At 42.9% G+C, this 13,698-nt stretch carries 8 protein-coding genes; 1 reads left to right on the top strand and 7 read right to left on the bottom strand.

Going from position 1 to position 13,698, the window contains the following annotated elements; genetic code table 11:
* Positions 1–36 precede the first annotated feature (36 nt).
* On the bottom strand, positions 37–837 hold the full coding sequence (locus V7K84_RS10275; protein ID WP_334837811.1) for a peptidylprolyl isomerase: 801 nt from the start codon (positions 835–837) through the stop codon (positions 37–39).
* Positions 838–995: 158 nt separating this feature from the next.
* On the bottom strand, positions 996–1,754 hold the full coding sequence (locus V7K84_RS10270; RefSeq protein WP_334837809.1) for a PPC domain-containing protein: 759 nt from the start codon (positions 1,752–1,754) through the stop codon (positions 996–998).
* A gap of 495 nt (positions 1,755–2,249) precedes the next feature.
* Here V7K84_RS10270 and V7K84_RS10265 point away from each other — a divergent pair, with 495 nt between their 5' ends.
* Entirely contained in the window at positions 2,250–2,432 is a 183-nt protein-coding gene (locus V7K84_RS10265; protein WP_334837807.1) for a hypothetical protein, read from the top strand.
* Positions 2,433–3,255: 823 nt separating this feature from the next.
* Here V7K84_RS10265 and V7K84_RS10260 read toward each other — a convergent pair.
* The 5 genes from V7K84_RS10260 to V7K84_RS10240 all read right to left on the bottom strand — a co-directional run bounded on the left by V7K84_RS10260 (position 3,256) and on the right by V7K84_RS10240 (position 13,494).
* Positions 3,256–4,017, bottom strand: a complete 762-nt coding sequence (locus V7K84_RS10260) for a PPC domain-containing protein (protein ID WP_334837806.1) — start codon at positions 4,015–4,017, stop codon at positions 3,256–3,258.
* 505 nt (positions 4,018–4,522) lie between these two features.
* On the bottom strand, positions 4,523–7,645 hold the full coding sequence (locus tag V7K84_RS10255) for an efflux RND transporter permease subunit (RefSeq protein ID WP_334837804.1): 3,123 nt from the start codon (positions 7,643–7,645) through the stop codon (positions 4,523–4,525).
* A gap of 135 nt (positions 7,646–7,780) precedes the next feature.
* The gene (locus V7K84_RS10250; protein ID WP_334837802.1) at positions 7,781–8,761 is read right to left on the bottom strand and encodes an SMI1/KNR4 family protein; all 981 of its coding nucleotides are present in this window, start codon (positions 8,759–8,761) and stop codon (positions 7,781–7,783) included.
* 66 nt (positions 8,762–8,827) lie between these two features.
* Complete coding sequence (locus V7K84_RS10245; protein WP_334837801.1) at positions 8,828–11,950, bottom strand: efflux RND transporter permease subunit; 3,123 nt, start codon at positions 11,948–11,950, stop codon at positions 8,828–8,830.
* Positions 11,947–13,494: an efflux RND transporter periplasmic adaptor subunit gene (locus V7K84_RS10240; protein ID WP_334837800.1), complete on the bottom strand. Its 1,548-nt coding sequence runs from the start codon at positions 13,492–13,494 to the stop codon at positions 11,947–11,949. Before V7K84_RS10240 ends, V7K84_RS10245 begins: the two co-directional genes overlap by 4 nt.
* Positions 13,495–13,698 lie beyond the last annotated feature (204 nt).

Genomic DNA, 13,698 nt, shown 5'->3' with positions numbered 1-13,698 from the left:
TTCCTGCTTCCCCTGCCCCTCTGCCCCCCTGCCGTTCTACGCTGCGATCGCTTCTTGAGACTGTGCTGGTTTGGTGTTGATTCCCATCCAGGTTTTTTCTTCTGGCGACAGTTGACTTAGTTGCTGTTGAAACCAAGTTTCAAAATTCTCTTGCAGCAATCGTTGGCGCATAAAATCGTCCAATTGGGCAGTTATAAACTTTTCCACCCGTATAATTATCCATGAGTCTCCAAAGGGTACAGGTGGTTGAACTATACCTACTTGACTTGTGCAAAGTAACTGAGCAAAATTGTGAGTTATAGTACCAAGTTCTACTGGGCCGATGATGCCATTTGTATCCGCTTCTGGCCCTTGAGAATATTCACGAGCTAGTTCTGAAAATGATTGTTCTCCTTCTGTAATTCGGAAGAATAGCTCGTTAACAGTTCCTCTGCTATTAGTCCGAATTAAAGAATAAATGACTTTATCAAAATGTCTTTTGTATTTGAGAAAGTAAGATTCTAGTTGATGTCCCCAAGTTATTTGCTTGAATTTTTCTACTCTCAGCTTGCGGGTGGCGAAAAGTTCTAATTGTTCTTGAGTTAGACCATAACGCAAACACCAATCTTGGATTTTTTCTTCGCTGTTTAAATCCCAAAGCTGATAAAATTGTTCTACAGCGTGAGATGTTTCGGCATGTGTGCAGGGAATTGGTGCGATCGCTAATTCAATAATGCTCTGAGATAATAATTGCGGGATTAGATTGTAACTTGCTAAAAAGGGGATAATTTCTGGCGGTAAGATAGCGCTGCCGCTACGCCCGTCGTAGACATCGCCTAGTTGTAATGTTTTATTCATAATATTTGTGCAAATATTTGAGCCGTGCAGAGATAAATTGAGAAATGCAAGCGGTAAAGTTCAGGTATGGATTTGTACCGCTTGCATCATTTGCATACTCTTGAAAGCATTGCCGTACAAAGCTTTCAAGTACTACTCACCACTGCTAATGCCTAAACTTAAGCAGGGACGGAGAACTGGTTAAAAGCCACATTGTAGTTAGTGGCGCCAGTGAATTCAGTTACCTGCAAGAAGTAGTCACCAGGAGTGTTAATGTTGGAAATAAGTTCTGAAGTAATACCTGCATTAGTAGAGCTTCCAATTACCTCACCTGCATCGACGATGCGATTGTTGTTAGAGTCTCGAATCACCCGGATATCAGCATCAGTGCTTAACCCGTCTAATCTTATGTCGACACCTTCACGGAATCCCAAAGAGAAGCTGTAAACATCAGTAGCATTAGTGTTACTGATATTACCTGTACGAGTGACATTACCTGATAAGTGACCGAGTACAAATTCTTTAGGTAGAAGGTTGCTGGAACTAGCTGAAATCGGAAAAGTTCCCGCAGGTGCAGTTGCAGATAAGGCTAAATCGTAACTGACATTACCTGAACTACCTGGAGCAAAGCGAGATACTTCCGCAAAAAAAGTACCTGAGCTAGTTTTAAAGTTAATCGCCTCATCTTGGTTGCTTCCGTGATTGGAAACAAGTCCAACTTTTCGGTCGAAGTCATCTAGTACGCCGTTATTGTTAGCATCCTTAAACAGTCGGATGTCGGCATCATCACCCGCGCTAATGTCTGTCAGAGACAGGTTGATATTTTTGCCACCGATGGTTTTGAACTGAAAGACATCCGTGGTATCAGATGTAGTTAAATCAAAGTTATTCTTAACAACAGGTGTGCTACCGAGTGTACCAAGATCGAAAAGTGCCATTTTTTTGTCCTTTAGATGTTGATTGTGATGCGGTCAAGTTCAGATTAAGTTATGGTTTGCACAGATGTAAAAGTTCGATTTCACTCGATATTTACTGGAACGTAGTGGCTTAGAGTTTGATGAAAATAAATATTTTTTATTATTTTCAATAGAGCCTTAGCTGTTTGGTTTTGTGCTTGCCGCGTTTAGAACCTGTTGTTTAACCATGAATCTAAATTAAACTGTTTTTTCAATAAGCACAGCATGAAAAAGACTTCTATAGTTAGGTGTTTGTTAAAGTAAATTCCAAGTGCTTTGTATTGTTTAGTCATAAAAAGTCTTATGACTCACCATTGGCGTAATCGAGAATGAGTTTGATGAAATAAGGGATGTTAAGACTTACCCACTAAAGTCTAAAACTTAGATTCCTCCGAGCAGGCCTTAAAAAAGCTACTGTCTACACACAAGTCTTTTAAAGTTGCTGCGTAAGGTAGAGTGAGTTAATTTTTATAAGCATTGCAGGTCGATGCATTGGCATTGCAGGTCGATGCATTGGCATTGCAGGTCGATGCATTGGCATTGCAGGTCGATGCATTGGCATTACAGGCCGATGCATTGGCATTGCAGGTCGATGCATCAAGAGACTTGCGTGTACACTGTAGCTTTTTAATGGAAGAATTTTTAGAGCCAACTTTTTAAGAGGGTTAGGGAATCTGAGTGCGTAAGCCTTGGATATGTGAAGAAGAAGGTGAAAGCTTGCGTCAAGCGATCGCTTTGGCAAACTTTTGCCACACAAAAGCTTGTATATATTGATACGAAAAAACCTCTGGTGATTCAGAGGTTCCTTATGATTAACTGGATGTTTCTGGTAGTCTTTAAGCGATCGCTAATTTATGAGTTTTCACTCGTCACTTGTTACACTTCACTTCATCAACCGGCAATAGAACCCCACAGACATACATCTGTGCCTAAATCCCTTCCCCGAAGGAAGCTTAAAAAATCTTTAACATCAATTGTGTTGAAATATTTGATCGATACAGCTATAATTTATGCAATGAAGCGGTAAAGTTCAGGTATCACTTTTTGCCGCTTGTATCATTTGCATACCCTTGAAAGCATTGCCGTACAATACTTTCAAGTACTACTCACCACTCCCGATGCCTAAACTTAAGCAAAGGGGGTGGTGAACTAGTTAAAAGTCAAAGTGTAGTTAGTGCTATCTTTGAATTGCTCGACCTGTAGAAAGTATTTACCAGCATTATTAATATTAGAAATAATATCTGAGGTAATACCGCTCTTAATAGAACGGGTAATTTCCTCGATTGCGATTAAAGTCTCGAATTAGTTGGATATCATTATCGTTGCTCAGTCCGCTTTAGTTAAGTCTGATGTAATTTTTTATCTAAAGTCTGGAATAAAAGCGGCAAAGTTCAGATAGAATTATTTGCCGCTTACATCATTTGCATACCCTTGAAAGCATTGCCGTACAAAACTTTCAAGTACTACTCACCACTGTCGATGCCTAAACTAAAGCAAAGGGGGTGGTGAAGTGGTCGAAAGTTACAGTGTAGTTAGAGGTAGAGAATTGAGTGACTTGCAAGAAGTAGTCACCAGATAAGGTAGTGTTGGAAATAAGGTCTGACGCAGTACCTCCACTAGTAGAGCGTGCAACTTCCTCACCAGCATCAACGATGCGATTGTTGTTAGAGTCCCGAATCAGGCGGATGTCAGCATCGCCGTTCAGTCCGTCCAATTTAATGTTGACACCCTCAAAAAATCCCAAAGAGAAGTTGTAAACATCAGTAGTATTGGTGTTACTGACGTTACCTGTACGGGTGACATCAGCTGATAAGTTACCAAGTACAAATTCCTTCGGTAGAAGGTTACTGAAACTAGCTGAAAGCGGAAAACTTCCAGAAGGTTCAGTTGCAGACAAGGCTAGATTGTAACTAACACCGCCCACACTAGTGCTAAAGCGAGATACTTCGGCAAAAAAAGTACCTGAGCTAGTTTTAAAGTTAATCGCCTCATCTTGGTTGCTTCCCCGATTGGAAACAAGTCCAGCATTTCGGTCAAAGCTGTCTAGTACGCCGTTATTGTTAGCATCTCGAAACAGCCTGAGGTCGGCATCATCTCCTGCACTAATGTTTGTTAAAGACAGGTTGATATTTTTACCACTGGTGATTTTGAACTGGAAGACATCCGTGGGATCGGATGTAACTAAACCAAAGTTATTCTTAACAACAGGGGTGCTACCGAGTGTACCAAGATTGGAAAATCCCATTTTTTTGTCCTTTAAGTGCTGATTGTGATTTGGTCAAATTCAGGTAAGTTGTGGTTTGCACAGATGTAAACTTTCTATTTGAAGTTACATTTACTGGAATTGGGCAGCTTAGAGTTTGATGAAAATAAATATTATTTATTATCTTCAATAGAGCTTTAGCTGTTTGGTTTTGTGCTTGCCGCGTTCAAAACCTGTTGTTTAACCATGAGTCTAAATTAAACTGTTTCTTCAAGAAACACAGCATGAAAAAGACCTCAATAGTTAGGTGTTTGAAAGTAAATTTCAAATGCTTTGTATTATTTAGTCATAAAAAGTCTTATTTAGGGCAAACAGATACAAATAAGGCAGACAGTACTGATGTTGCAGTGACATAAAATCTATCAGCATTCTCTAACCTTTACCTGAGAGAGCAGTTTCAACCCAATCTTGCCAAGTAGTTTCCGAGCGATGGTAATTGACTCTATGCGATCGCTTTACTCTTGCTCGATTTTACTAAAAATTATCATTAACTTTTAACTGCTGGAAGATGCTTTTTTTCAGCTTTCCTACTCTGCATACTAAGCTTTTTCCGCCATGTCTCCATATAAATGTAAAACACTGGAGTCAAATACAAGGTCAATATCTGAGAGAACGCCAATCCACCAACGATCGCAATCCCCAAAGGACGACGCGCCTCTGAACCTACTCCTGTCCCCAGAGCAATGGGGAGTGTCCCAATTAAAGCTGCCATCGTCGTCATCATAATTGGACGGAAGCGAATCAAGCAAGCGGCATAGATGGCATCAAAGGAATTTTTTCCTTCCTTTCGTTGCGCTTCAATGGCAAAATCCACCAGCATAATGCCATTTTTCTTGACAATACCCACTAGCAGAATGATGCCGATGAAAGAGTAAAGATTTAAATCAACCTGGAAAATTAGCAGTGTCAATAATGCGCCAAAACCCGCCGAAGGCAGACCGGAAAGAATGGTGATCGGGTGAATGAAATCCTCATAGAGGATACCGAGAATCAGATAGATGACTAAAATAGACACCAACAACAGCACACCTAAATCGTTGAAGGACTGTTGGAAGGTTTGGGCTGAACCCTGAAAGCTGGTGGTAATTGTGGAGGGTAGTAACTCACTGGCTGCTTGCTTGATGGCATCTGTAGCTTGACTTAGAGACGTTCCTGGGAGGGTGTCAAAAGAGATAGTTGCAGAGGGGAGTTGAGCAACGTGAGTCACGGTGAGGGGGCCGACATTCTGGGTGATATTAGCGATCGCACTTAGGGGAACAAGTTTCCCAGTACTAGATTGCACATATAGTAGCGATAGGGCGCTGGGATCTCGCTGAAACTCCGGTTTTACTTCCAGAATTACATAGAATTGGTCATTTGGGGTATAAATAGTTGACACCTGACTGGAACCGTAAGCGGCGCTGAGGGTTTGTTCAACTTGTTGGGCGGTAATCCCAAGAGTTGCGGCTTTGTTGTGGTCAAATTTGACTTCGATTTGAGGAGTGCTGAGTTGTAAATCGCTATCAACGTCCCGGAGTCCTGGTAAGGTTTTGACTTTATCTACAAGTTTAGGAACGTATTGGCGTAAGTCTTGTAAATTCAAACTCTGCAAGGTGAACTGATAAGTAGAATTAGTTTGTTGCCCACCGATGGGAATCGCTGGCGGAGAACGGAGGAATGTCTTAACCCCAACTACACGTCTCAACTTGGGGGTTAACTCTTGAATGATTTCGTCAGCACTCAGTTGACGTTCAGAACGTGGCTTGAGCCGAATCGTAATTCGCCCAGAGTTTACCGACGCATTCGGGCCACTTGCACCTACAATCGAGTCAACTGCCTCAATGTTGGGGTCTTGACGAATAATGTCAACAACCTTTTGTTGGTGACGCCGCATATCATCAAAAGAAATATCTTGCGCTCCTTTGGTGTTGGCCGTCAGTTGTCCGGTGTCTTCCGTAGGAATAAATCCTTTGGGAACGATGACGAACAAATAGACGGTCATTACCAGCAGAATGCCAGAACCAATCAGTGTCATCAAGCGGTATTTTAAGACGGGCTTGAGAGTCCAATCATATCCTTGCAGTAGTAAATCAAATGCCCGTTCTGAGACTCGATACAGCCGATTTGGTCTTTGCTGATGCGAACCCAGAAAGCGACTGCACAACATTGGGGTGAGACTGAGGGAAACAAAACCCGAAACCAAAATTGCCACTGCGATCGTCACGGCAAATTCATGAAATAATTTACCGATTATTCCACTCATAAACATAATCGGGATGAACACCGCCACTAGGGAAAGAGTCATTGACAAAATTGTGAAGCTGATTTCCCTCGATCCCTTCAATGCCGCATTTAGGGGAGATTCGCCCATTTCTCGATAACGGACGATATTTTCTAACACAACGATCGCATCATCCACAACAAAGCCCACGGAAAGGGTCAACGCCATGAGTGAAAGGTTGTCTAGGGAAAAGCCCGACAGATACATTACAGCAAAAGTGCCAATAATTGCTACAGGTAGCGCCAAACTGGGAATTAGGGTAGCTGTTATATCGCGTAAAAATAAGAAAATTACCAAGACAACTAGACAAATCGAGAGAACCAAGGTAAATTTCACATCATTGACAGAGGCTCGGATAGTTTGGGAGCGATCGTACATAATCCCCATTTCAATGGATTTGGGAACTTGTTCGCGGAGTGTAGGTAAAAGTTCCTGGATGGCATCAACAATATTTACCGTATTAGCTCCCGGTTGCGGCTGTACAGCGAGAACAACAGAATGGCGGTTTGTTACTTTGCGATCGCTATATAAATTCGAGACTTTGACGTTTTGTTCGCTGTCAATTACCTGCCCCAAATCCTGGAGTCGCACGGGCGCACCATTCTTGTAAGTTACAATTAGCTGGCGATAGCTGGCAGCATCAGTGAGTTGACCGTTCGCCTGAATCGTATAATTTTTGTAACTGTCAGAGAGACTGCCGATTGGTAAGTTGACATTTCCCTGTTGAATTGCAGTTTTTACCTGATTTAGACCAATTCCCCTTGATGCTAACTCTCGCGGGTCAAGCTGGACGCGGACTGCATATTGCTGTTGACCATAGACCTGTACCTGAGCAACACCATCAATCATCGAAATTGGCTGACCAACTGTTACCTCTGCGTATTCATCTACTGTCGAGATTGGCTGTGTCTCAGAATACATGTAGAGGTAAAGAACCGGGGAGACAGATGGGTTAACTTTGCGGTAGGTGGGGGGGTGAGGCATTCCGGCTGGCAGTTGTCCGGCTGCTGCTGAGATGGCTGCCTGTACATCTTTTGCGGCATCTTCCACTCTGCGGCTAAAGTCAAATTGTAGGGAGATGTTGGTGCTACCTGTGGAACTGGTGGAATTGAATGAATTTAGTCCGGCAATTTCGGTAAACTGTCTTTCTAGGGGTGCGGCGACCGAAGATGCCATTGTTTCTGGGGTAGCACCAGGGAGACTAGCAGAGACAGAAATAAAAGGATATTCAACGTTGGGTAGGGCGCTGATGGGTAACAGTAGATAACTCATGAGACCGAAAATGAGGATACCCATCATTACCAAAGTGGTCATGACCGGACGACGGATGAAGAGTTCTGAAAGGTTCATGAGTTTTGTTCTCCCAGAAATGTGATGGGGATGCGATCGCTAAATATAATGCAATAGTCTTGGGTTAAGGCTTAAGTCTTTTTCAAAGGCAATTTTTAACGTGAATTTGAGAAACCTATAATAGGTGCGATCGCTCTATTTTTGATTCCTAAACATCTCTAACGCCTCTTTAACTGCTTCTTGAACAACTGGATCTGGATCTTCTAAAAGCTGCGATACAAACTCTACAGCTTCAAAGGCTTTGATTTTTCCTAAAGCAAAGGCTGCCCTACTACGAACCCATTTGCTAGGGTGTTGAAGTCCTTGAATTAATGCATCTACTGCTCGAAGTTCTTCGAGTACTAATACGACAGAAAAACCGGAATCATATTTTTCATCTTGCAACAGATTAAGAAGGGTATTAACTACTTTGGTTTTCAGGTTACTTTGGGGAATTTCTATTGCATAGCTATTTATCATATATAGGTCGTTATGAAGTAGTTGTACGGTTTGCCAAGAAGAATCTTCAGGAAATATTTTCAGAAATCTTTCGAGAGCTAAGTCTGTAATTACTGAGTTGTATTTTCGATATGCATCAGCATATTTTTTATCATCTTTCTCTATGTAACCGTTACGACCGATGAACAATCCCCCAGTCTCGTAAGATTCCGCTAGAGTCAACATCATCGCTGTTAAGTTGGTGTATTGCAGTGAAATTTCGGCAATTTCGGAAATATGAATTACAGGAGAAGTTGTTTGTTCATCATCCGTTGCCACAACTGCTAAAAACTCCATATCGGATATGCAAACTGGTAAGACAGGTTTACCTGCATACTTATACATCAGGCTTATTTCTTCATGTTCCTCTAACCAAATTTGAGCCTCTTTCACTGCTGATTCTAAATTTAAAAGGAACATATAATAAAATATCCAATCATCTGCACATCCATATTTGGAATATCCATTTGACCATTGATAAATTTCCTTAACTTCGTTGGATACTTTAAAAGATAGAGTACTCAACAAATTATCTATTTTCAATGGGCTTAAACCTGATGCCAGTGACGCAATCTTTGCTGGATAGTTTTTTTGAAACCAGTAATGAATTCTATCTAATGCATCTTTAATCTCTGACATAAGTCTTTAATTGAAATTCGTAATTCATCAAATCCGATTTGGTATTGGTTTTCAGATTATTGAACATCACGATCGCTCATCTGAAAATGAAAATACCCGCCGGAACTTAACTTGATTAAGCTTCTTCCGCCACGATTCCATGTATATATAGAAGACGGGTGTTAAATACAAAGTCAATATCTGAGAAAACACCAGTCCGCCCACAACTGCAATCCCTAAAGGACGGCGGGATTCTGAACCAGCCCCAAATCCGATCGCAATAGGCAAGGTTCCCATTAATGCTGCCATTGTCGTCATCATAATTGGGCGGAAGCGCACTAAGCAGGCTTGATAAATTGCCTCAGACGGTTTTTTCAATTCATTTCGCTGGGCTTCGATGGCAAAATCCACCATCATGATCCCGTTTTTCTTAACGATGCCCACCAAGAGAATTATGCCGATGAAGGAGTAAACATTCAGTTCGACATGGAATATTATCAGCGTTAATAATGCCCCAAAACCTGCTGAAGGCAAACCGGAAAGAATTGTAATTGGGTGAATGAAATCCTCATAGAGAATACCCAGGATTAGATAAATTACTAAGATGGCGATCGCTAACAATAAACCCAAACTCGGCAGTGAACTTTGAAATACCTGGCTTGCGCCCTGAAAGCTGGTGCTAATGCTCTTAGGAATCACCCGATCGATCAGTTCTTCAATTTTTTGGTTGGCATTTCCCAAGGACGCACCGGGGGCGAGGTTAAAGGAAATGGTGGCGGCGTTCATCCTACCGTTATGATTGACCATTAACGGGCTGATTCCCTGAGATAGTTTGGCGAATGTCTTCAGAGGAACTGCCACTCCTGTGCTGGAGTTAATGTATAAGGTCAACAGAGCATTAATATCCTGCTGATATTGCGGTGCTAATTCCAAAATCACCTGATACTCATTGGTCGCTGCATAGATGGTTGACACTTGATACGAACCGTAAGCACTTCTGAGGGTATTTTCGATTTGCTCGGCGGTAATCCCATAAGTTGAGGCTTTATCGCGGTCAATGTCAATTTGAATCTGGGAAGCAAATTGTAAATCGCTGTTGACATCCTGGAGTTCTGGCAAGTTCTTCATCTTGAGAACAAGTTGGGGAACATATTCCTGCAAGGGCTTGACATCAGAACTCTGAAGTGCAACCTGATAAAGTCCAGTGCTTTGTTGAGCGCCAATGGGTATTGCTGGAGGATTTTGTAAGAATACTTGGATGCCTGGAACTGTGGCAAGTTTGGTTCGTAAATTTTGCACGATTTCGTCGGCTCCTAGTTGGCGCTGCGATCGCGGTTTTAACCGAATAAACAAACTACCAGAATTGGCTGCAACTGCTGCCCCACTGCCATTAGCACTCGCTCCCGCGCCAATATTGGAGTTGACTGCATCTACATTTGGATCTTGGCGGATCAGGTTAGCAACTGTCTGCTGATGCTGGACAAGATTATCAAAGGATGCATCCTCGGCTGCTTGGGTAATACCTGTAATTTGTCCGGTATCTTCGCTAGGAATAAAGCCTTTGGGAACTATCACCAACAACCCAACTGTTACTGCCAATAGAAAGGCAGATAAAATCATTGTGGTGCGGTGATATTTTAAGACTTTTTTGAGACTCCAATCGTACAAACCGAGGAAGCGATCGAAGACATATTCGGAAGCTTGGTATAACCGACTTTGATTAGCATGATCCACAGGACGCAGAAAACGGCTGCACAACATCGGAGTCAAAGTCAAAGACACAAAACCAGAAACGAGAATTGCCACTGCGATCGTTACAGCAAATTCATGAAATAATCGTCCCAGCACTTCACTCATGAACAACATGGGGATGAACACTGCAACTAAGGAAAGTGTCATCGATAGAATTGTAAAACCAATTTCTCTCGACCCATTCAACGCCGCTTCTAACGGACGTTCCCCCATTTCCATGTGACGGACGATATTTTCTAGCATGACGATCGCATCATCCACTACGAAACCCACTGAAAGGGTCAATGCCATCAGTGACAGGTTATCTAGTGAGTAATGCAGCAAATACATCACTGCAAAAGTACCAATCAGCGAAACGGGTAATGCCAAACTGGGAATTACCGTCGCCGAGAGGTTCCGTAAAAAGATGAAAATTACTAAGATAACTAGAGCGATCGTCAGAATCAAGGTAAATCTGACATCATCTACTGAATCTCGAATTGATTGAGACGCATCATAGAGAATACCAATTTCCACGGATGCTGGAATCTGTTCTCGCAAATTCGGGAGCAATTTCTTAATCGTGTCTACGACTTCTACCGTATTGGTTCCGGGCTGTCTTTGAATCGTGAGAATAATGGCGCGAGTATTGTTGTACCAGCTTGCTACCTTGTCATTTTCTACACTGTCAACAATCCTACCCAGTTGATTGAGATAGATGGGCATTCCATCTTTATAAGAGACAATCAACTGGCGATAAGCAGCCGCATCCTCAAGTTGTCCGTTAGTTTGGACTGTAAAATTCTTGTGATTTCCCGAAAGACTGCCGGTAGGCAAATTGACGTTACCTTGTTGAATCGCCGTCGCCACCCGATCTAGCCCAATTTGCCGTGCTGCCAATTGCTGCGGATCTAGTTGAATTCGAGCCGCATACTTTTGGGAACCGTAGACAGCTACCTGTGCTACCCCATTGATTGTAGATAGCTTTTGTGCCAGATAAGTCTCGGCATAATTGTCTACCTGGGAAAGCGGCAGTGTGGGAGAGTCTAAGTAAAGGTAAAGAATCGGTTGGTCTGCGGGGTTAACTTTGCTGTAGGTAGGAGGATTAGGTAAATCCGTCGCAATTTGCCCCGATGCTCCCGATATCGCGGCTTGCACATCCTGCGCCGCATCATCAATGTTCCGACTCAGATTAAATTGCAGGGTAATTTGAGTCTGTCCCAGAGTGCTAGTTGAGTTAAGCGAATCAAGTCCAGCAATACTGGAAAATTGCTTCTCTAAGGGACGGGCAACCGATGCTGCCATTGTTTCCGGGCTGGCTCCCGGTCGGGAAGCACTTACCTGAATTGTGGGATAATCTACACTTGGTAAATCGCTGATGGGCAGCAAGCGATAACTCATGAAACCGAAGATCAAAATCGCTGCCATCACCAGAGTCGTCATGATCGGGCGACGGATAAATGGTTCTGAAAGGTTCATGATTCACCTCCACCTGACTTCGAGGATTCTCCCCCCTGCTCCCTGCCCCCTGCCCTTCCTCTTCTCGAAGAATTTCCACCTGCATTTGAGTCATTACCGGCTGTTTTGATGCGGATTTTGCTACCCGAAACGAGATTCGCTTGACCATCGGTGACAATTTTATCGCCTGGTTGCGGCCCTTTCTGAATTACATCTAGCCCCTGAATCGTGCTGCTAACTGTAACTGGAACGTTTTCTACCGTCATGTCTGGCTTAACTACAAAAACAAACTGCCCATCGGGGCCATTCTGCACGGCTTGGGAAGGAACAACAGTTGCATTTGGTTGTTCAGTCAGCGTCAGCGTTGCGTTAACAAATTGACCGGGAAACAAATGTCCCTGAGTGTTGTCAAAGTCGCCAATCAGTTGAATTGTTCCCGTGGTGTTATCAACCGTATTATTGACAAACGTCAAAGTACCTGGTATGGAACGAGATGGATTATCGGGGAACGTCACATCTACCTTCAGCTTGCCATTCTGCATATACTTTTGTACCTGGGGCAGATTTGTTTCAGGAATGGAAAAAGCAACTTGAATCGGGCGAATTTGGGTGATGGTAACAAGTGGAGTCGTGCTGTTGGCTTGTACCACATTCCCCTGAGTCACGAGAATATTGCCAGCGCGACCATCAATCGGCGCATAAATTTTGGCGTAAGATAGTTGCACTTTGGTATTGTCTAATGCTCCTTGGTCGGAAGTGACAACGGCTTGAGCATTAGCGATCGCAGCTCGATCGCCTTGGACAACTGCACCAGCATTAGTCAGCGCCACGCGATCGCTTTTCAAAACTGCTTCAGCATTAGCGATCGCTTCTCGATCTGCCTGAAGTGTTGCTGTAGCCGATTTGCTATTAGAAACGTATTGCTGTGCTTGATCTAAACTAATCGCGCCCTTCTTATATAACGAAGTATAGCGATCGCTCTGTCCCTGAGCAAATTCTGCTTGTGCTTGATCCTTGGCTAAATTCGCTTGGGCTTGTCGCACCAAAGCTTGATCTTTGACTAAAGTGGCTCTAGCTTGGTCTACCTGACCCAAATCTCTAGTTAATCCGTCTCTGGCTTGTTGTACCGAGGCTTGGTCTTTCGCTACAGTTCCTTGAGCTTGCTGGATTGCAGCAGCTTGCGATCGGTCATCCAGGGTAAACAAAAGTTGTCCCTTTTTCACCTCTTGACCTTTCTTGAAATAAACTCCAATAATCCGCCCACTAGCTTGGGGCGTAATCGCTACCGTAGACCCCGCTTGCACATTACCGATCGCCTGTAGTTGTATCGGAACCGTTTTTTGTGTCACCATTGCCACAGTTACAGGTGTCATTTGCTGCCGATTACGCCCAGATTTTTCAGCTTTGTCTGACTTGGCTGCACCTGCATGGATACCAAAAAAACCCAACCCAGCCAGCAACAGCACGCCCAAAATTACCAAGCTAATCTTTTTCTTTTTTGGCGATCGCGGTAGCTCCGGTTCTATGCTGTTCTCAGTCAAATCGTTAGAAATTTCATGGTTCATCAGAACCTCCAATGCATTTTAGTTAATTAAAAACCGTGAAATCCTTTACCACCTCAACTCCCGCTAATACCAATTTCATTTGAGGCGGCACATCTAAATAATTAGTTTTTTCGAGTTTGCTCGATGTGCCTTGTCAAATAATGATGATTTTGTTGATTTCAAATAAAACAAATAAGATTTTTAAATATTTTTTAGTTAATCATA

It is taken from the genome of Nostoc sp. (genome assembly GCF_036917315.1).
Taxonomy (GTDB): domain Bacteria; phylum Cyanobacteriota; class Cyanobacteriia; order Cyanobacteriales; family Nostocaceae; genus Nostoc.
The sequence above is the reverse complement of the archived record's forward strand: the minus strand, read 5'-3'. Positions and strand labels throughout refer to the sequence as shown.